This is a genomic window from Elusimicrobiota bacterium (genome assembly GCA_016180815.1).
In the GTDB taxonomy this organism is placed as follows: Bacteria; Elusimicrobiota; Elusimicrobia; order JACQPE01; family JACQPE01; genus JACPAN01.
In genome coordinates, this window is sequence record JACPAN010000012.1 from 1 (window position 1) to 18,480 (window position 18,480).

General features: G+C 55.0%; 19 protein-coding genes. 7 read left to right on the forward strand and 12 right to left on the reverse strand.

Annotation, left to right across the window (positions count from 1 at the left end):
- Nucleotides 1–128: 128 nt before the first annotated feature.
- Nucleotides 129–1,631: an FMN-binding glutamate synthase family protein gene (locus HYT79_06520; GenBank protein ID MBI2070241.1), complete on the forward strand. Its 1,503-nt coding sequence runs from the start codon at nt 129–131 to the stop codon at nt 1,629–1,631.
- Between the two features lie 158 nt (nt 1,632–1,789).
- Here HYT79_06520 and HYT79_06525 read toward each other — a convergent pair whose 3' ends face one another.
- From HYT79_06525 to HYT79_06535, 3 genes are read right to left on the reverse strand one after another with little or no spacing between them, the layout of a single operon-like run.
- Nucleotides 1,790–2,755, reverse strand: coding sequence for an outer membrane lipoprotein carrier protein LolA (locus HYT79_06525; protein ID MBI2070242.1), 966 nt, complete (start codon nt 2,753–2,755; stop codon nt 1,790–1,792).
- 41 nt (nt 2,756–2,796) lie between these two features.
- Nucleotides 2,797–3,261: a zf-HC2 domain-containing protein gene (locus HYT79_06530; GenBank protein ID MBI2070243.1), complete on the reverse strand. Its 465-nt coding sequence runs from the start codon at nt 3,259–3,261 to the stop codon at nt 2,797–2,799.
- Entirely contained in the window at nt 3,258–3,842 is a 585-nt protein-coding gene (locus HYT79_06535) for an RNA polymerase sigma factor (GenBank protein ID MBI2070244.1), read from the reverse strand. Before HYT79_06535 ends, HYT79_06530 begins: the two co-directional genes overlap by 4 nt.
- Nucleotides 3,843–3,977: 135 nt before the next feature.
- Here HYT79_06535 and HYT79_06540 point away from each other — a divergent pair, with 135 nt between their 5' ends.
- From HYT79_06540 to HYT79_06555, 4 genes are all read left to right on the forward strand, one after another.
- Complete coding sequence (locus HYT79_06540; GenBank protein ID MBI2070245.1) at nt 3,978–4,346, forward strand: DUF4398 domain-containing protein; 369 nt, start codon at nt 3,978–3,980, stop codon at nt 4,344–4,346.
- A gap of 11 nt (nt 4,347–4,357) precedes the next feature.
- Nucleotides 4,358–4,702: a DUF4398 domain-containing protein gene (locus tag HYT79_06545; protein ID MBI2070246.1), complete on the forward strand. Its 345-nt coding sequence runs from the start codon at nt 4,358–4,360 to the stop codon at nt 4,700–4,702.
- Between the two features lie 12 nt (nt 4,703–4,714).
- Nucleotides 4,715–5,242 (forward strand): peptidoglycan-associated lipoprotein Pal, encoded by a 528-nt coding sequence (gene pal, locus HYT79_06550; GenBank protein MBI2070247.1) that lies wholly within the window; start codon nt 4,715–4,717, stop codon nt 5,240–5,242.
- Between the two features lie 96 nt (nt 5,243–5,338).
- Nucleotides 5,339–7,513, forward strand: coding sequence for a SpoIID/LytB domain-containing protein (locus HYT79_06555; GenBank protein ID MBI2070248.1), 2,175 nt, complete (start codon nt 5,339–5,341; stop codon nt 7,511–7,513).
- Between the two features lie 17 nt (nt 7,514–7,530).
- On the opposite strand, the gene HYT79_06560 is transcribed toward HYT79_06555, so the two are convergent.
- The 9 genes from HYT79_06560 to HYT79_06600 form a co-directional block, all read right to left on the reverse strand.
- Complete coding sequence (locus HYT79_06560; protein MBI2070249.1) at nt 7,531–7,677, reverse strand: hypothetical protein; 147 nt, start codon at nt 7,675–7,677, stop codon at nt 7,531–7,533.
- Between the two features lie 33 nt (nt 7,678–7,710).
- Nucleotides 7,711–8,529 carry a glutamate racemase gene (locus tag HYT79_06565; GenBank protein ID MBI2070250.1) on the reverse strand — a complete coding sequence of 273 codons (819 nt, stop codon included), beginning with the start codon at nt 8,527–8,529 and terminating at the stop codon, nt 7,711–7,713.
- A gap of 35 nt (nt 8,530–8,564) precedes the next feature.
- The gene (locus HYT79_06570) at nt 8,565–10,154 is read right to left on the reverse strand and encodes an N-acetylmuramoyl-L-alanine amidase (GenBank protein ID MBI2070251.1); all 1,590 of its coding nucleotides are present in this window, start codon (nt 10,152–10,154) and stop codon (nt 8,565–8,567) included.
- Between the two features lie 111 nt (nt 10,155–10,265).
- Nucleotides 10,266–10,826 carry a cob(I)yrinic acid a,c-diamide adenosyltransferase gene (locus tag HYT79_06575; GenBank protein ID MBI2070252.1) on the reverse strand — a complete coding sequence of 187 codons (561 nt, stop codon included), beginning with the start codon at nt 10,824–10,826 and terminating at the stop codon, nt 10,266–10,268.
- Nucleotides 10,826–11,599: a succinate dehydrogenase/fumarate reductase iron-sulfur subunit gene (locus HYT79_06580; GenBank protein ID MBI2070253.1), complete on the reverse strand. Its 774-nt coding sequence runs from the start codon at nt 11,597–11,599 to the stop codon at nt 10,826–10,828. The genes HYT79_06575 and HYT79_06580 overlap by 1 nt, the downstream gene beginning before the upstream one ends.
- On the reverse strand, nt 11,599–13,512 hold the full coding sequence (locus tag HYT79_06585; GenBank protein ID MBI2070254.1) for a fumarate reductase/succinate dehydrogenase flavoprotein subunit: 1,914 nt from the start codon (nt 13,510–13,512) through the stop codon (nt 11,599–11,601). The genes HYT79_06580 and HYT79_06585 overlap by 1 nt, the downstream gene beginning before the upstream one ends.
- Nucleotides 13,509–14,156: a succinate dehydrogenase cytochrome b subunit gene (locus HYT79_06590; GenBank protein MBI2070255.1), complete on the reverse strand. Its 648-nt coding sequence runs from the start codon at nt 14,154–14,156 to the stop codon at nt 13,509–13,511. The genes HYT79_06585 and HYT79_06590 overlap by 4 nt, the downstream gene beginning before the upstream one ends.
- Before the next feature lie 10 nt (nt 14,157–14,166).
- Nucleotides 14,167–14,397 (reverse strand): Lrp/AsnC family transcriptional regulator, encoded by a 231-nt coding sequence (locus HYT79_06595; protein ID MBI2070256.1) that lies wholly within the window; start codon nt 14,395–14,397, stop codon nt 14,167–14,169.
- A gap of 13 nt (nt 14,398–14,410) precedes the next feature.
- A complete protein-coding gene (locus tag HYT79_06600; GenBank protein MBI2070257.1) occupies nt 14,411–15,088 on the reverse strand; it encodes a hypothetical protein in 678 nt (225 codons plus the stop codon).
- On the opposite strand from HYT79_06600, the gene HYT79_06605 reads away from it, so the two are divergent.
- Nucleotides 15,081–15,593: a response regulator gene (locus HYT79_06605; GenBank protein MBI2070258.1), complete on the forward strand. Its 513-nt coding sequence runs from the start codon at nt 15,081–15,083 to the stop codon at nt 15,591–15,593. The two genes, HYT79_06600 and HYT79_06605, sit on opposite strands and share 8 nt — an antisense overlap.
- Nucleotides 15,590–18,469: an MASE1 domain-containing protein gene (locus tag HYT79_06610; protein MBI2070259.1), complete on the forward strand. Its 2,880-nt coding sequence runs from the start codon at nt 15,590–15,592 to the stop codon at nt 18,467–18,469. The genes HYT79_06605 and HYT79_06610 overlap by 4 nt, the downstream gene beginning before the upstream one ends.
- Nucleotides 18,470–18,480 lie beyond the last annotated feature (11 nt).

The window sequence follows — 18,480 nt, forward strand, 5'->3', positions numbered from 1 at the left end:
CGCTGACGTGCCTTTCAGGCACGCTGCGCTCCTTACGCCTAGCATCCGGTACAAATCTGGGCCTCCAAATTGATCATTAATTCCTTAACAGACCCTTAGGTCCCTTAAAAAAAGAGAATAATAAGTCCGTGCTGCTTACGGGGGGGATCGTTATTGCCGTTATTTTGGCTGCCGTGGCCGTTTATGATGTTTTTTTCAGCGGCGACAATGTGCTGCGCAATTTTCCGGTTGTCGGGCATTTGCGTTATCTTTTAATCGAACTCGGCCCTGAGTTAAGACAGTACATCGTCGCCGGCAACCGTGAAGAGGCGCCGTTTAACCGCTCGGAGCGGGACTGGATTTACCGCTCCGCGCGCGGGCAAAATAACTATTTCGGCTTCGGGACGGATGATCAAATTTACGGCATCGGCTATCCCATCATCAAACATTCCGTTTTTCCTTACGGCGAGGTGAGTTTCACCGCCTCCATTCACGATAAACTCCATGAAATTCCTTGCGCCAAAGTTCTGGGCGAGACGCATGGGCGCAGGAAAGCCTGGCGGCCAAAAAGCATCGTTAATATTTCGGCGATGAGTTTCGGCTCCCTGTCCGCCAGCGCCGTGGAGGCGCTTAATAAAGGCGCGAAAGAAGCCGGCTGCTACCACAATACCGGCGAAGGGGGGCTCTCGCCTCATCATCGCCATGGCGCCGACGTCATCTACCAGATCGGCACCGGGATGTTCGGCTGCCGGGATTTGGACGGCCGTTTTTCCATGGATAAGCTGCTCGAAACCGCCAGCCACCCCGCTGTCCGGGGCATTGAGATCAAGCTTTCCCAAGGCGCCAAGCCCGGCAAAGGCGGCGTGCTGCCGGGGAAAAAAGTCACGGCAGAAATCGCGGCGATTCGCGGGGTGCGCTCGGGCGTCGACTGCATCAGCCCAAATTCGCATAGCCGGTTTCATAACGCCCGCGAAATGGTCGCTTTTATCGAAGAAATCGCGGGCGCGACCGGGTTTCCGGTCGGCATCAAATCCGCGGTGGGCCACGGCGATTTTTGGAAGGAGCTGGCCATGGAAATGAAAGCCACGGGCAAAGGCCCGGACTGGATCACCATCGACGGCGGGGAGGGGGGCACGGGCGCCGCGCCCTTGACGTTCGCGGATCATGTTTCTCTTCCCTTTAAAATCGGCTTTATCAGGGTGTATCAGATTTTTTTGAACGAAGGCATGGCTGATCGGGTGATTTGGATCGGCAGCGGCAAATTGGGATTTCCCGATCGCGCGGTGGTAGCCCTTTGTTTGGGAGCGGATTTAATCAATATCGCCCGTGAGGCCATGCTGGCCATCGGCTGCATTCAAGCGCAACAATGCCATAGCGACCGTTGCCCGACCGGAGTCACCACCCATAACCCGTGGCTCGAGCGCGGGTTGGTCCCTTCGCTTCAAGCCAAGCGTTTCGCCCGTTTTTGCCAGTCCTTCAGGAATGAGCTCATGGCCTTGACCCATGCCTGCGGCTATGAGCACCCATCGCAATTTACGGCCGAGGACGTGGAATTAAGCGCGGGTCCCAATGTTTTTAAGACGCTCAAGGAATTGTACGGTTATACGCCCAAGCGGGATTGGGAAGGCATCCCCGACTGGGTTTCGGCTTAACGGACCCTAAGCTAAAAACTGGCCACAGTTTCCGTCGGAACCATGTGGATTGTGTCCCACGGACGATTACACTCCGTCGAGAAATTCATTTTTGCTACGCGGCTTGCTACGCATTCGCTGCCCCAGTAATTGCACCATTGGTACAGCAGCATTTTGGTCTAGGACCGGTTGCGGATAAATTCCATGATTTCTTGAAGCGCTGTTTGGCTGAGTTCACCGACCAAAAGAAAATAATGACCCTCTTGCTCCCACTCAAGAACGCTGCCGGCGGAAGTGGATGTGATAAAGCCCGGGTCCTCATATTGGGTTAAGACCACTTGATGAGACCGCGGCCCGGCTTGAATCGGCCTTGGCGAGACAAAAAACGAAAGAACGCTCAATCCGTCGTTATATTGGAAATGAAGCGCTTTTTCTTCTTCTCCTAGAGGCATCAGCGTTGCCTTGGTCAAATGAAAACCGCTGGGAAAGCCATCTATCCAAGAAATCTGTCTAAAACCCTCCGGCAGTTCTCCGGGGCCGCGAACAACCGGCCTGGGCTCATCAATAATAATCTGATCTTGCGAAGCCTTGGGTGGTTCAAAAAGGCTTTCGGGCAATTCGGACTCAACATCAATCTCCGTAAAATGGACCTCCGTAACCAAAGAGCCATCGGGATTTGCTTGTTTGATTTTAAGGACAATGCCGGTCGCGGGGTCAACCCAGACCGTGCGACCGGGGCTTCCTCGATGCTGCGGCGTCAGCTCCACGATGGCGGCGTTTCTACCCATGATTTCATCGTAGCCTTTGGCTAAAGCGTCGTAATTGGCCAGAGTCCAATTAAGCAAAGAATCATTGCCTAAACTAAGGGCCGGCCGCTTGATCAAAGTTTTGGATTCCTCTTCCCAAATCCATTCCGCCTCTTTATTTTGGATCACGACGCGGCTGACCTGGCCTTGAGGGTTTAATATTTCCTGACGCCACAAGTTAGGCGGCTTAAAATAAACCTTGGCCTCGACAGCCTGGCTTTCACTGCCAAACCAGGTAATGATGGTTCGCGTCCCCTTATAGGAGACGGATGGGGCTTTGGTAGCCAGGAGAAATAGGTTTTTAGACTCAAGTTCGCCGGCTTTTAATACGCCAGGCAATAGAACAAGCCACCCAAACACAATAGATGGGCGGAAAATTCTCATGGATTGATCACCGCTTGAAGCGAGTAATAGGGGCTTGCTGCAGCCACGGTTCTTCGCGCCAAGGTGGCGCGGCTGACGCTTCGGGTATGCTCGGCCAGAAAAAGATCAAGAGGCACCGCCTCTTTCCCGCCACGATCTTTATAAAGCCATAGGCCAAATGCAAGGACGACCCCGACAAAAGAGAAAGCGATGGCGGGTCTTAAAATGAATCTTGGCAAGATCCCGGAAGGCCTTGAAGCCAGGCGTTGCCGAGCCTCTTGGATCAATGAGCGCCTAAGATCGGGCGGCATGGCAAAAGACGGCTCGCCTTGAAGCAAACTCTTGGCTTGACGCAAACTCTCTAGCTCTTTGGCGCAACCAAAGCATTCGCCAAGATGCGCCTCCAAAGCTTTAGTTTCAGCGCTGCCAAGATCACGGTCCAAATACGCGCAGAGCAGATTCCCGGCTTCGTTGCAATTCATGAAAGAATCCCTCCGGCGCTCGGTTGCAGAATCTCTTTGAGCATTTTCCTGGCCCTATGGATGCGCGAACGCACGGTGCCAATGGGGCAATTCAATATGCGGCTGATCTCCTCATAGGACAAATCTTCGCTGTCGCAGAGGAGAAGGGGCATTCTAAATTCCGCCGGCAGCGCCTTGAGCGCTTTTTGAACCAACGTCTGCTTTTCCCGATTCATAGCCTGCCCCAAAGGGTCAGCCTCGGGCAACGGCAAGATTTCGCCAAGCTCCCTATTGTTTCCATCTTTATGGCCGTTGAGTGAAACAGCGTGCGAATTTTCATAGCGCTTGATCCAATCAAAGTAAAGGTTTCTTAAGATGACATGGACCCAGTTTTCAAAAGGCTTTGAGGTGTCGTAGCGCTCGATGTTTTCTAAAACCCTCAAGAAAGCCTCCTGGGTCAAATCCGCGGCTAAATCCTTGTTGCCTGTTAAGCGGCATGCCAAGCTATGCACCTTGTCTCCATGTTCTTTAAGAAGCCTCTCAAAGAGCGCGAGTTTTGAATTGTTGTTTGAAGGCTCTTTATTAAAGATACGAGTGAACATGGTCAAAAGTTCCTTGGGCTGTTTAATGATTCTGCCACTTTTGGGAAAACCTCGGGAACTTTTTTTTATCTCGTTCGTATATTCCATTAGGGCGTCAACGTTAACGCCTGTGGTGAGATTAATAGGGAGGAATTGATGCAAAAGAATAGCGGAATTTTAGGCTTGACCGCCTTGGGTTTGATCATGCTCGCAACTTTATCCGGCTGCGGCAAGGCCAAGCAGGATGCTCTTGGCAGCCTAGATGCGGCCAAGGCCAGCATTGCCAATGCCAGAAGCGCCGGTGCCGAGAAACTGGCTTATGGGACATTCATGGATGCTGAGTCCAGGCTTCAAAAAGCTGAGTCCCACTTTAAGGATGGAGATTATTCCTTAACCAAAAAGGAAGCTGGCAAAGCCAGCGAGATAGCTAGGCGGGCCCAATCTGATGCGGAAAGCAGGAAAAAATCTTTGGGAAGCAAAGACAAGAAAACCCAGAAAAAAACGACGGCGGCTAAAAGGAGATGATGATGAAGTTCATGCAACGCGGAATCATCGCGTACGGTTTCATTTCTCTGGCTTTGGCGCTGGGACCGGGCTGCGCCACCCTGAACGCAAAGAAAGAGATGAAAACCTCGGCGACCAGCAATATAGCGATGGCTGAATCCGAAATCCGCTCAGCCCGAGAGGCAAAAGCGGATCTTTACGCCTCAACGGAGTTAAGCGAGGCCGAATCACAGATTGCATCCGCCAGACAAAAACTCCAAAAAAAGGATTACTCCGCAGCTTCCAGGCTTGCCAAATCAGCTGGCCGAAGCGCCCAGGAGGCCAAGCTTAAAGCAGAGCAAAGCCAAAAGAAATCCAAAACAATCAAGAAAAAATAGCAGGAGGTTTGCGTGAAAGGCGTAAAACAACTATTCTATCTTTCCGCGCTTAGTCTAATGGCGACGTGGCTCGTGACATCAGGCTGCGCCAAGAAAGCGCTGGTTAAAAAAGACGCCCTGGATCAAGAAAAAGCGGCGGCGCAGTCTCAAGACGAAGAGGAAGCCTCGCTTCGGGGCAAGGAATACCGCAAAACTCCGGAGCTTGAAACGATCCATTTTGACTTTGACAAGGCCGAGCTAAGCTCCGAGGCCAGGGAAATTCTCTATAGAAACGCGGCCTGGATTAAGTCCCGGCCTGACGCTGAAATAAAAATCGAAGGCCACTGCGATGAACGAGGAACGACGGAATACAACCTGGGTCTGGGCAGCCGCCGCGCGAAAGCGATCCGGGACTACTACAAGTCGCTGGGCGTGCGCATGAAAAAAATGTCCACCTTGAGCTACGGGGAAGAAAAACCTGTTTGCGAAGAGCCCGAGGAATCCTGTTGGGCGCAAAACAGGAGGGCGGAAACCCTGGTCCGTTTGCCGCCCAGAAGCTGATTCCATGGGATTCTTTTCCTTTTCTTCTGAAGCCTCCTCGTTTTGAAAACTTTTTTTGGCGCAAACTTCTCTGACGCTTCGTAAAATAAAATTGCTGTGAAAAAATACTTTTTCGGATTGATTTTTTGCGCCGCTATTCTCACGATGGCCAGTTGCGCTATTAAGACAGTTAAAACGCCCGCGTCTATCGCGCCTTCATTGAAAGAAATCGCGTTAGCGCCTGGCGATCTGAAACAAACATCCCAGGCCGAAAACCCCCTTAAGGAAGAATACAAATGGCCCCCTGGTAGTTCCTGGAGTCAAAAAGGCGTGGATTTATATCAAGCGGGGAAGCTATCCCAAGCTGCCAAAATTTTTGAGGAGGCAAGCCGCGTTTCCTTCGATACCTCCGCATCCCTCAACGCCGCCGTCATTTATGGGGAATTGGGGCAAAATGAAAAAGTTCTAGCCTTGCTTGAAGACACAGCTTCCCGCTCAGCTAACAACCCTCATATTCAGGCTGCTTTTGGACGGGCCGCTTTAAGAGAAAAACGCTACGACAAGGCCCGAGGCGCATTCGAAAAAGCCCTAAGCATCCATCCCAATTATGAGCAGGCTGCCATTGGTTTAGCCAGGCTTCAATGGGAAATGGGAATCTCCTCTCAAGCCATCAAAACCTTGGAAAGCATAATCCAAGCCTCGCCGGAGAACGCCCTGGCCTGGATTTATCTAGCCCGCATTTGGGAAAAAGAAGAAAATTGGCCCAAAGCCATTGACGCTTACAAAAAAGCGTATGTGGCCGATGACGCCTCTTTGGAACTGCGCCTTTCCTTGGGAAGGATTTACCAGAAACTGGGAAATTTCAATGATGCCTGGAGGCAGCACACCTTGATCTTAAATGCCGAGCCCTATCACCGGGAGGCCCAGAGCCGGCAAAAAGCCCTGGCCAAGTTGATCACGGAGCCGCCGGAAAAAATTATTCCGCCATTGGCTTTGAAGGAGCCACGTCCCGTTGAGCGGGCCCCAGATTATGACAAGCATCCTGTCTTAAGAATCGGGCTCGGCTCTGACGCGGGCGGCGATCCTCTCCAACTTCGCGCCATTGTTTTCCGATGTACGGGGCCCTTTGAAGTCATAGATCCCGCAACAGGCAAAAGCCTTAAAGAAGGCCCTGCGAACGAAAAATTCCTGACCCGGCTTAATACCCAAGACTTCTTCGAGGTATCGGACGCCAATCAAGCAAGGCTCCTGCGATTTAATAGCGCTATTGCCATTCGCCCCAAGGATCCGGCGAAGGATTCCTTGATTTTTTACAACGTGCGCATGGCCCAGGGATTTTCCTGGTCCGAGGTCGGCGACAGACAATACAAAGGCAAGGTGGAAATACGAAGGCAAGGACGCGGCCTTTACCTTGTCAATGAAATTTCCCTTGAAGACTATCTCTATGGTGTTATCACGCACGAGATGCCTTCCAGTTTTCCCTTGGAAGCCTTGAAAGCCCAGGCCGTGATCGCCAGAACGCATGCCCTCTACATTGCTAAGCACCATTCCCACCGCCATCAAGGTTTTGATCTTTGCGACGGCCAACACTGCCAAGTTTATGGAGGCATCCCAGCTGAAACCCCCCGATCAAGACAGGTTGCCCAAGAGACCCAGGGCCAAGTGCTCCGCTTTAAGGGCCGGCTGGCGCAGACCCCTTATGCCTCAAACTGCGGTGGGCACACCCAGGATTCCGGGGAGGTTTTGGGATGGGCAGATATTTCTTATCTCAAGGGAAAACTGGACGAAGAGGTGGCTTCCGGCGGCCCCCGAATGCCCTGGCAGCTTGATCTTTGGCTAAAGAGAAAGCCGCAGGCATATTGCAACTTTGGCAAAGACGGACAAGCGGCGCGATTTCGCTGGGTTCGCGTAATACCTGCCAAGGAGATTCAAGAAATGGCCAGCCGGATTAGCCCCATTGGAGAAATTCAGAGAATTCTGGTTGTCGGCCGCAGCAAATCAGGCCATGCAAAAGAAGTATGGGTCGAAGGCAAAAGAGGCAGGGTAGAACTTAACCGGGAGCATCGCATCCGCAAAACCTTGGGCTTTGGCTCCATGCGGAGCACCCTCTTTATGGTGGAAACAGAACGGGACGAAAAAGGAAATCCAACCGAATTTATTTTTTACGGCGCAGGCTGGGGGCATGGCGTGGGGCTTTGTCAATACGGAGCCGCTGGCCGCGCCTCAAAGGGCCAAAGCTACAAGCAGATTCTCGAGCACTACTACGATCGGGCTCAGCTAGAAAAGATTTAACGCATTCCCGCAAAATTTTAATGTGCAACAATCAAAGGTGATCCCCCGACGAAGGTGCGCAGTTCCTCCTCGACAACTTCGGGGTTTTGGAAAATGGCATGGGCATGGGTCGGTTGGCTATCGAGTGAGGTCTTGTGAGCTGCCACGGTTTCCGTCGGAATCATGCGGATTTTGTCCCACAGGCAGTCCGGCTTAAGCTAAAAACGGACCAGCCGGACGGGACCCGGAAGCGGGCCGCCCAAGAATAGGCGCGCCGCGCGCCGGAAACCTTCGGGGTCGTCGCTGACGAAAAATCGGACTTTCGCGCCTCGGGTTTTTCCGGCAGCCGCCAAATTCATTTCCATCAGTTTTTCTTGAACGTTAAAGGCCACGGCCGTCGGTGAATCCACGATCGGGGTGGTTCGTTTGAACAACTTGGCGATCGCGGGCTCAAGCATCGGGTAATGCGTGCAGCCTAAAACCAGGACATCCGGTTTTTTCCGGGCTAAGCCCGATAGGTAAATGCGAGCCGTTTGATCCGTTACCGGATGATTGAGCCACCCCTCTTCCACTAAAGAAACGAATAAGGAGCAGGCTTGGCCGAGCACCGTGGCCCTGGGAGCGATTTTTTTAATTTCTTTGGCGTAAACCGAGCTGGCGATCGTTGATTTGGTGCCGATGACCGCGATGGTTCCTTTCGGGGCCAGGCGCGCGGCGGCTTGGGCCCCGGCTTTGACCACGCCGATAACCGGCGCCGGCAGTTCATTCGCCAAAGCGGCGCCGGCATGCGCGGAGGCCGTATTGCAGGCGATCACGATCATTTTGACGGCGGGTTTTTTGGGATTGGGGCCCAGGAGATAATGCGCGATTTCTTTGGAATAACGCAAAACAACGTCATGAGATTTTGTGCCGTAGGGCACGCGCGCCGTGTCGCCGAAATACACGAAGCGTTCATGGGGGAGCTCGGACATCAAGCCGCGCAGCACGGTCAGGCCGCCGATGCCCGAGTCAAAGACCCCGATCGGCAACTCTCGCAAGGAATCGGTTCGCTGTTTGATCAAAGGAATGAGGGTTATTTACGGGGTTGCTTGAAGTAATTGATAATGCCCTCGGCCGTCGCTTGAGCGAATGTCTCCTGGAAGGCGGGGGATTCGAGCAGGCGCGCATCTTTGTCATAGGTCAAGAAACCGGATTCGATTAAAACGGCCGGAGTGCCGGCTTCACGGATGACGTGGAAATCGCCTTTCAAGATCCCGCGATTTTCGATTCTGCGCCCCAGACGCTTGCCCAGCATGGCGTTGACGGACGCGGCCAATCGTTCGGACTCCCGGATCACGGCTTTTTCCGGCTCGATTTTGATGGAGCGCCTGGGGTCGGTTTTTTCCCAGCCGGCGGCTTCGGCTCTGGCCGCCTTGGAGGAGACATTCGCCGGAATATAGATTTCAAAACCGCCTTTGTTCCTGCTTTTCGAGGCGTTGGCGTGAATCGACACGAAAATATGGGGTTTGCGTTTGCGCACGATCCCGACGCGGCTGTCGAGATCGAGGGTCCGGTCATGGTTTCGAGAGAGGATGATTTCCGCATCCGGCATTTTTCGTTTAAGCGCCGTTTCGATTTTTCGCACCATGACCAGGTTGATGTCTTTTTCCCGCGTTCCTTTTTTGTTGGTGCTGCCCGAATCTTTTCCGCCGTGGCCGGCATCGAGCACGATCACGAATCGTTTTTTGCCCGCGTGCAACCGAGGCGAAGCGATGGCCGGCGGCGCAGGCGTTAAGGTTACCGCGGCCGGCTCTTTTTTGAGCGTCGGCGTAGCGGCACGGATTTTTGCCGGCGGGGTCGGTTTCAGCGGCGCTATTTGCACCAGCGAGGCCGCCATCAACGGCGCCGGTTTCGTGATTTTTATTTTCAGCTTGCGCCGGGGCCAAGTTTCTTCCGTGGCGTCGATTTCCCCGAAGGCGATTGCCGCATCGACCGGAAAGTGAAAAACGAGGGAATTTTCAACCGGATCAGGCAGGGCCTTCCACCGGCCGCGATACGCGGGAGCAATTTTCCCGGAGGAGTGTTGCCCCGCGGCTAGGCGGCTGTAGGGAAAATGCACGGCCAGGTAGGGTTTTTGATGAGTTTGCCCGGCCGGATGATAGGTGATTTCATAGTGGCGCAAATCCGAGGGGAGCCGGAATCTGATCCAGGTTTCCCGGGCGCGTTCCTCGATTTCCGGGGCGTCCACGTCTTGGACGAAGTACAAGCGCACTTTGTTGGCGGCCGCGGCCTCGGTTTCCATGCCCACGTAAGATTTCAACGTTTTCAAATGAAGGACGGACAGGGGGATCAGGATTTCCTTGCCGTCGGGGCTCAGCAGAGCGGGCTTGGGCAGCGCCATGGATTTGGACCCCAACAGCGCGTTGTTGGCGTTGACGTTGAAGGTCAAGCGTTTGTGATCCTTCAGTCTTAATTCGATGGAATTGCTTTTGTTATAGCGATGAATTTTGGCGCCGAAAATTTTGGCCACGGTGGCCGCCGGGATATAGCGCAGCCCGGCGTTCTCATATGCCCAAAAATTCATGGTGTCTTCCCGCGGCAGAATTTCAGCGGCAAAAGGGACGCGTTCCGCGCCCGCAGGGATATGCAGAGCCCGGGCGCTCACCGGTAATAATAAGGACAACAAGAGAAACCGCGCCATAATCAGGGACCGTAGGGTCTCTATTAGTGTACCCCTGATCGGGCTCGGGCGCCAGTGTTTTTCTCGACGGTAGACGGCCGTATTCATGTCGCCTTAGGGTATCAAGGAGTCCGGATGAACGAGAATCTCCCGGCTTTTTTCACATTGGCTGATCCAGCGCCCCAGCACGAAGAGGTAGTCCGAGGAACGGTTGACATAGACCAGGGTCTCCTTAGCGGGCGTCGGGGCAAGGATGGGCGCCAGGCGGCGCTCGGCCCTTCTGACAATGCTGCGGGCGTGGTGAATGTTGGCGGATAGGGCGTCGGCGCCGGGCAAGATGAAATTTTTGAGCTCCGGCAATTCGCCGTCCATGCGATCGATGGCCTGTTCGAGCTCTTTGGCCAGGTGTTGGGGCCATGGTTTCCCCATTGTGCCGCCGCGGGCCACGACGCTGCCGAGATAAAAGAAAACTTTTTGCATGGTTTCGATGACGGTGATTTCAGCCGCATACGGGCGCCGGGTTAAACCGGCCCGGACCATGCCTAATATGGAAATCGCTTCATCCAAGGCGCCCAAGGCTTCGATGGATGGATGGTTTTTCGCAACCCGCCCTCCGGCTAAAAGCCCGGTTTCGCCCGCGTCGCCTTTCTTCGTGTAAATTTTGTAACTACCCATTACCCGCCGCCGGTTTTCTTCGTTTCTTCTTGCGAACAAAATCCGGCGCGAAGTAATTCGCGGTTCAATCGGGCGATATTGCCGAGTTTGATTTCTTTGGGACAGGCGGCTTCGCACTCGGCTTCATTGGAGCAATTGCCGAAACCTTCGGCATCCATTTGACGGACCATGGCCGGCGCCCGTCGGTCACGCTCCGGCGCGCCTTGCGGCAGCAATGCCAAATGGGAAACCTTGGCTGAAACGAACAGCATGGCCGAGGCATTGGGGCAGGCGGCCACGCAGGCGCCGCAGCCGATGCAAGCGGCCGCATCCATCGCCGCTTCGGCGGTATTTTTTGGAATCAGCGTGGCGTTGGCGTCCGGGGCTTGCCCGGTGCCGACGGAGACAAAACCGCCGGCCGCCATGATGCGGTCGAACGACGAACGGTCGACCGTTAAATCTTTAACGGGGGGAAAGGCGGCGGCACGGAACGGTTCGATGGTGATGGTGGCGCCGTTTTTGAAGGAGCGCATAAAGAGCTGGCACGTGGCCGTCCCTTTCTGCGGGCCGTGCGCCCGGCCGTTGATGACCAAGCTGCACATGCCGCAGATGCCTTCGCGGCAGTCGGAATCAAAGGCGATGGGTTCTTCGCCCTTGGCCAATAGCTTCTCGTTGACCATGTCGAGCATTTCCAGAAAGGACATGTCGCCGGTCACGTTGTCGGCTTCGTAAGCCACCAGTTTGCCCGGCGCGCCGGGGGATTTTTGCCGCCAAACCCTTAACGTGAAATTCATTAGGCGTAGTTCCTTTGGGTCAAATGAACGTCCTCGAAGGCCAAGGGTTCCTGGTGGCGCAGCGGCGTTTGGCCCACGCCTTTAAATTCCCAAGCGGCCACATGGCAAAAATTTTGATCGTCGCGTTTGGCTTCGCCGTCGGGCGTTTGGTATTCATCCCGGAAATGCCCGCCGCACGATTCCCGGCGCTCCAAGGCGTCGCGCGCGATGAGTTCGGCGAATTCCAGGTAGTCGGCTACCCGGCCCGCTTTTTCCAAGGTTTGGTTGAAATCGTCGCTGCCGCCCGCGATGTTGACGTTGGTCCGGAATTCCTCGCGGATTTCAGGGATTTTAGCCAGGAGTGATTTGAGGCCTTTTTCATTGCGGGACATGCCGCAATAATCCCACATGAGAGCGCCGAGTTGTTTATGAAAATCATTCGGCGTTCGTTTGCCGTTGGCGGCAAGCAGCCCTTTGGTTTTTTCTTCGACGGCGGCCGCCGTTTCCTTGAACGCCGGATGAGCGTCGGCGCGCGGCAATTTTGATGAGGCCAGGTATCCGCCCAGCGTATACGGGATGACGAAATAGCCGTCCGCCAAGCCCTGCATCAGAGCCGACGCCCCCAGACGGTTCGCGCCATGATCGGAAAAATTCGCTTCCCCCAGACAAAACAGGCCCGGGATCGTGGTCATGAGATTGTAGTCCACCCATAAGCCGCCCATGGTGTAATGAACGGCCGGGTAAATGCGCATCGGCGTCTCATAGGGGTTCTCAGCGGTGATGTGCCGGTACATGTCGAAGAGATTGCCGTATTTTTCCCGGATTTTATCGGTTCCGAGGCGTTTGATGGCGTCGGTAAAATCGAGGTACACCGATAAACCCGTTTCGCCCACGCCCCGCCCGTCATCGGTCATCTGCTTGGCGTTTCTTGAAGCGACGTCGCGCGGCACCAGATTGCCGAAACTGGGGTATTTGCGCTCCAGATAATAATCGCGCTCCTCTTCGGGGATGGCCGACGGGGGGCGCTTGTCCCCTTTTGTTTTGGGCACCCACACGCGCCCATCGTTGCGCAGGCTCTCGCTCATGAGGGTCAGTTTGGATTGGTGGTTTCCGGAAACCGGGATGCAGGTCGGGTGGATTTGGGTGTAGCAGGGATTGGCGAAAAAGGCCCCGCGTTTATGCGCCCGCCAGGCGGCCGTCACATTGCAGGATAAGGCATTGGTGGAGAGGTAAAAAACATTGCCGTAGCCGCCGGTGGCCAAAATCACGGCATGGCCGGCGTATGTTTCGATTTTTCCGGTGACCAGGTTGCGCGCCACAATGCCGCGCGCCGCACCGTCGACAATCACCAAATCGAGCATTTCCCGCCGGGGGAAAATTGTCGCCTGGCCCAACCCTGCCTGGCGCATTAAGGCGCTGTAAGCGCCCAACAGAAGCTGCTGGCCGGTTTGGCCTCGGGCATAAAACGTCCTTGAAACCTGGGCGCCGCCGAAAGAGCGGTTGGCCAGAGTCCCGCCGTATTCCCGGGCGAAGGGCACGCCTTGAGCTACGCATTGATCGATGATCGCGTTGCTGATTTGGGCCAGTCTGTAAACATTGGCCTCCCTGGACCTGAAATCCCCGCCTTTGATGGTATCGTAGAAGAGGCGCCGGACGCTGTCGCCGTCGTTGGGATAATTTTTTGCGGCGTTGATGCCGCCTTGGGCTGCGATGGAATGCGCGCGGCGCGGGCTGTCCTGTAGGCAGACGACTTTGACATTGTAGCCGAGTTCGGCGAGAGAAGCGGCTGCGCTGGCGCCGGCTAAACCCGTGCCCACCACGACAATGTCGAATTTGCGTTTATTGGCTGGGTTGACCAGTTTTAAGTCAAAACGATGCTTGTCCCATTTTTGGTCCAGAGGGCCGGACGGAATGCGGGAGTTGAGTTCCGTCATGGCATGGAACTGCCGCTAAAACGGGCCCAAAGCGGCAGGAAAGCGAACCCGCCGGCGATCACGACGGCGAAGACCAGGCCCGTGCGTTTGATGAGGGGGGTATATTTAGGATGGCTCACCCCCAAGGTTTGAAATGCGCTCCAGAAACCGTGGCTTAAGTGAAACCCCAGCAGCGCCATGGCCAGCACATAGAAGGCGGTGTAGAGATTGTTTTGAAAAGAGTCGATGACCAGCCGGTAAAGGCCGAATGATTTGTCGCCGAACTTAAACGTCTTAATGTGGATGATCACAAAGGCGAGCAGAATCAAACCGGAGTAGATCATGGTGCGCGATCCCGGAGTCCGGCCGCCTTTGGCCACGCTCATAACATAAGCCGCCGGCCTGGCTTTTCGATTTTCGTATTTGACCCTAAGCGACATCACGATATGGCCCAGAAATAAAAGGGCCAGGACAAGCTCCGCCGGAATGATCAACGGGTTGCTTTCCAGGGCCTCGGCATAGCGGTTGAAGGAATTTTCTCCGGCAACGAGCAGCAGATTGCCGGCCAAGTGCGTGATGAGGAAACCGCACAGCAACAGACCGGCCGCAGCCACCAAGGTTTTTTTCCCGATGGAGGAGGAGAGAAGCCGGGTCAGCCAGCCCATGGGAGTAATCTTATATGTTTGTCGTCACCAACGTTTCCGTGGTTTGCACGCCGTGGATGGCGCGCACTTCGCGCACCACGAGACCGGAGAGTTTATCGAGCGTATCGGCTTCCGCCGTGATGATGGCGTCCCATCCGCCGAAGGTCAAATAAACTTCCTGCACGCCTTTGACCTGCCGGATTTGGGAAAGAACTTTTTGCTCCAAGCCTGCGGCCAGTTTGACCAGCACGAAAGCGATCATGGAACCTCCCTCGTTAAAGTCCAGGGCTCTGGACTTGATTGGCCCCGATGCCGGGCGCGCATCGCTGGGCAGAATATGATTCTACTTGTTTGGCCTTTTGAAGGAAAATATTTTCGGCCAGCAAAGGGCACGAGCGCAGCGTCTGAGCCAGCGTTTCTTGTTGAAGCCCGGCGATCTTGATCGTGCCCTGATAAATGAAGCAATCGCCGGCTAAGCGCAAACCGCCGCCTAAAATTTTGCGGCCGTTGATCAGGCCGTCGTAAAGGGAGGGAGGATCATCGAAGCAGGAAGGCAGGGCCGCGGGCGGGCTTTTCGGGGGGCATTGCATGGACAGCTCAACCGGAAACCCAAGTTTGTTCAACGCCCAGGCCAAGGGTTCATGGATGGCCAAGTAAATTTCATTAATGGACCGGCGATGGGGCCGTTCGGCCGTGACGCAGACCGTCACTTCGCCTTCGGGCCGGTGAATAACCAACCCTCCTCCGGTGGGCCGTTTAACGGCCGCAATGCCGAATTGCGTCACGAGCGGATGATCGGCGGACAGACTGAAACCGATCGTGATCGAGGTTTCCTTCCATTTGTAGAGCCTGATGACCGGCTCGCTTTGGCCGCGTTTTATTTGTTCGAACAGCGCGCGGTCGGCGGCCATATTGGCGGCTGCGTATGCGGGAGGATCGCTGCGAATGATCATGACGTCTATTATCCAACAAATACGCGATGCCTCCCCGGAAATCAAGGGCGGCTCCCCTGGCGCATCCGGGGAAAATGGGCTAATCTTGATGGTTTATATTGAAAGCGAGGGAGGCATGTCCGGCAAAACAAAAGTATTGGTTATCGACGACGACGAGGGAGTCGTCAAATTCATCCAGGCCCTGCTCGATGAGAACGGCTATCAGGTGGAAATGGCTACGCAAGCGCATGAGGGTTTGGCTGCGGTGCGGCGTTGGCAGCCGGACTTGGTCATCCTGGATGTGTATATGCCCAACCTGGACGGTCTTGATTTATTGGCCTATTTAAAGGGAGGCCCTTCCTCCAAACCTCTGCGCATCATCATGTTGACTTCGGCGGATACCATCAAAAGCACGGAAACGGCCTTTCATTTGGGCGCCGACGCTTATTTGACCAAACCCATCAAGCCCACTCGTCTGCTGGCCAAAATTAAAGAGCTGATGGCCGGCAAGGCGGATGCTTCGTGAAAATCGATTCCGGCCGTTTTATCCCGTTTCTTAAGGAAAGCGCGGTGAACGCGGCGATCGCCGCCGTTTATGTAGCGACGGCCAAGTTGGGGTTTCTTCTGGCGATCGATCCCGGCAATGTTTGCGCCGTTTGGTTTCCATCCGGAATCGCTTTGGTGGCGTTGCTTTTTGCGGGCAATCAATTTTGGCCCGGCATTTGGCTCGGTTCGTTCATCGCGAATTCCTGGTTTTTTATCGAACACAATCCGTTCGCCTGGTCGTCGTTGTGGTTGAGTTTCTGCATTGCCACAGGCTCGACGAATCAGGCTGCGCTGGGGTCTTATCTGATCCAAAAAATAATCGGCCGGCGATCGCTGCTTGACAGGGCGCGCAGCGTTTTAATGTTCGTCGGCATTGAAGCCGCGGTCTGCACCATCGCCGCTTCGATCGGGATCGCGACCCTGGTTCATGGAGGATTCCTTCCATGGAGCCATGCTCCCTACGCCTGGCTGACGTGGTGGATCGGGGACTTGGTCGGCGTTCTGTTGATCGCGCCTCTTTTTCTGAGCGGCCGGTATTTGACGCCGATCTCATGGGCCGGGAGCCGGGTGTTGGAAGCCGTTGTTTTGACGGCGGCCACGCTGGGTACCTCCATCGTGGTTTTCGGCGGCGTGCTGAAAGTCGGAGCGGCTTATTATCCTATCGCCTTCGTGCTGATGGCCCATATTTTTTGGGCGGCGTTTCGATTCGGCCCCTTCAGCGTTTCCTTTTGCTGTCTGTTGATCAGCGCTTGCGCTGTTGTGGGAACCATGCACGAATTGGGTCCTTTTTCTAAAGGCGAATTTCGCGAGTCGCTGCTTTTTCTTCAGGCTTTTGTCGGTTTTCTAAGCGCCATGGGTTTAAGCCTGGCCGCCGCGATCACCGAACAGAGGCAATCCGAGACACGATTGCAAACGGAGGTCGATTGGCGCCGGCGGACGCAGGAGGATTTGCAAAAAGCCAAAGAGCAGGCGGAAGAGGCCAATGAGGCTAAAAGCCGGTTTTTGGCCAAAATCAGCCATGAGTTGAGAACCCCGCTAAACGCCATTATCGGCATGGCGGATATTCTTTCCGAGACGCGGTTGGACGCCGAACAGCGCAAATTCCTGCAGACGTTGACCAAGGCCAGCGGCACGCTGATGGATCAGATCAACGATCTTCTCGATCTCGCCAAAATCGAGGCGGGCAAGATGGAGGTCCAGAAGATCGTCTTCAACCTTGAAGAGATTGTCGCCATGGTTTGCGAAATCGCGGCGATTCGGGCCAGCCGGAAACAATTGGAGTTGGTGGCTGACATCAAGCCGGATGTGCCCTGCATGCTGATCGGAGACCCGGGGTGCTTGCGGCATATCTTGCTCAATCTCGTCGGCAATGCCGTCAAATATACGGATCGTGGCGAAGTGATCGTCACGGTGGAAAAAGACCCCGGCGGCAATAGCAACTGTTTGCGTTTTATGGTCGCGGATACCGGTTTGGGTATTCCCGCGGACAAGCAGGATAAAATTTTCGAAGCCTTTACCCAAGCGTCAACCCTTGCGGCCGGATATCGCGGCGGCAGCGGCTTAGGACTCACCATTGCGCGTCATTTGGTCGGGCTTCTGGGAGGGCGGATTTGGTTCGAAAGCAGGGAAGGCCAGGGCAGCCGGTTCTTTTTTTCTGCGGTTTTTGAGAAACCTCAGCAGGGAGACGACGATGCGGCGGCAGCTCCCGGTTTAGCCGGCCGCCGGCTGTTGTTGGTCGAAGATCATGCCGCAACGCAGGCCGTGATCGGAGAAATGCTCAAACCTTGCGGCGCCCAGGTGACGTCCGTTGCGGGCGCTCGAGAAGCCCTGGGCAAACTTCAAGAGGCGCAGCAGGAGGGCCGCCGCTATGACATTTTGCTCGTTGACGGCAGTCTGCCGGATTATTCTTGGCTGCAATTCGTCGCCAAGCTTGAGGCGATGCGCGATACGGTCGGCACGACGATCATGATGCTAACCGCGCTTGATCGAGCCGCGGAGATGATGGGGTCTCAGCGCCTCAATATTCTCGCTTATGTGATTAAACCGGTCCGCAGGTCGGAACTTTGGAACGCTCTGTCGAGCGCCGGCCAAAAATTGGCGATGCCTGCCGTTGAGCCGCCGCCCGCCGTTGGTCCGGTTCCGGCGGCCTCGTCGCCTCAAATTTTATTGGCGGAGGATGCTGAAGACAACCGGCTCGTGGTGTTGACCTACCTGAAGAATTTATCCTGCCGTATCGATATCGCCCAGGATGGCCGGGCCGCTTTAGCGATGTTTAAATCCGGAAATTACGGCCTCATCCTCATGGATATGCAAATGCCGGAGATGGATGGTTATGAAGCCACGGTGGCGATCCGTCAATGGGAAAAAGAGCACGGCCGGCCACCGGTGCCGATCATTGCCTTGACCGCCTATGCGTTAAATGAAGAGATTCGCCGCTGTCTGGACGCCGGCTGCAACCTTCATTTGGCCAAGCCCATTAAGAAAAGCGTTCTTCTGCCGGCTGTTTTGGCGCATATCGGGTCGCCCGCGCTTTTGGCGGCCGGATCGCAAGACGATCGCGAGGGCGACGGCGTTGACGTGGAGATCAGGGATTTGATCCCTATTTTTTTGACGAATCGGCGCGCCGATATCGGTCAGATGCGTTCGGCCCTGTCCCGGAAGGATTTTTTATTGATCGAGCATACCGGGCACAAAATCAAGGGCGTTTCAGGCAGTTACGGTTTCGATTCATTGGGCCAAATCGGCGCGGCCCTGGAAAAAGCCGCAGCAGCCAAATCCGCGCAGGCCGTTGAGCGTCATCTCGTTGAAATGGAACATTGGTTTGAACGTCTTGGTCCGTTGCGGGAGAGTCATTGAGGATAGGAGGA

What these genes read in the sequence shown, in the direction of transcription:
- HYT79_06530 (MBI2070243.1), bottom strand. Translation starts at nt 3,261, where the DNA reads ATGAATTGCAACGAAGCCGGGAATCTGCTCTGCGCGTATTTGGACCGT.
- HYT79_06535 (MBI2070244.1), bottom strand. Translation starts at nt 3,842, where the DNA reads ATGTTCACTCGTATCTTTAATAAAGAGCCTTCAAACAACAATTCAAAA.
- HYT79_06540 (MBI2070245.1), top strand. Translation starts at nt 3,978, where the DNA reads ATGCAAAAGAATAGCGGAATTTTAGGCTTGACCGCCTTGGGTTTGATC.
- HYT79_06545 (MBI2070246.1), top strand. Translation starts at nt 4,358, where the DNA reads ATGCAACGCGGAATCATCGCGTACGGTTTCATTTCTCTGGCTTTGGCG.
- HYT79_06560 (MBI2070249.1), bottom strand. Translation starts at nt 7,677, where the DNA reads ATGATTCCGACGGAAACCGTGGCAGCTCACAAGACCTCACTCGATAGC.
- HYT79_06575 (MBI2070252.1), bottom strand. Translation starts at nt 10,826, where the DNA reads ATGGGTAGTTACAAAATTTACACGAAGAAAGGCGACGCGGGCGAAACC.
- HYT79_06580 (MBI2070253.1), bottom strand. Translation starts at nt 11,599, where the DNA reads ATGAATTTCACGTTAAGGGTTTGGCGGCAAAAATCCCCCGGCGCGCCG.
- HYT79_06585 (MBI2070254.1), bottom strand. Translation starts at nt 13,512, where the DNA reads ATGACGGAACTCAACTCCCGCATTCCGTCCGGCCCTCTGGACCAAAAA.
- HYT79_06590 (MBI2070255.1), bottom strand. Translation starts at nt 14,156, where the DNA reads ATGGGCTGGCTGACCCGGCTTCTCTCCTCCTCCATCGGGAAAAAAACC.
- HYT79_06595 (MBI2070256.1), bottom strand. Translation starts at nt 14,397, where the DNA reads ATGATCGCTTTCGTGCTGGTCAAACTGGCCGCAGGCTTGGAGCAAAAA.
- HYT79_06605 (MBI2070258.1), top strand. Translation starts at nt 15,081, where the DNA reads ATGATCATGACGTCTATTATCCAACAAATACGCGATGCCTCCCCGGAA.
- HYT79_06600 (MBI2070257.1), bottom strand. Translation starts at nt 15,088, where the DNA reads ATGATCATTCGCAGCGATCCTCCCGCATACGCAGCCGCCAATATGGCC.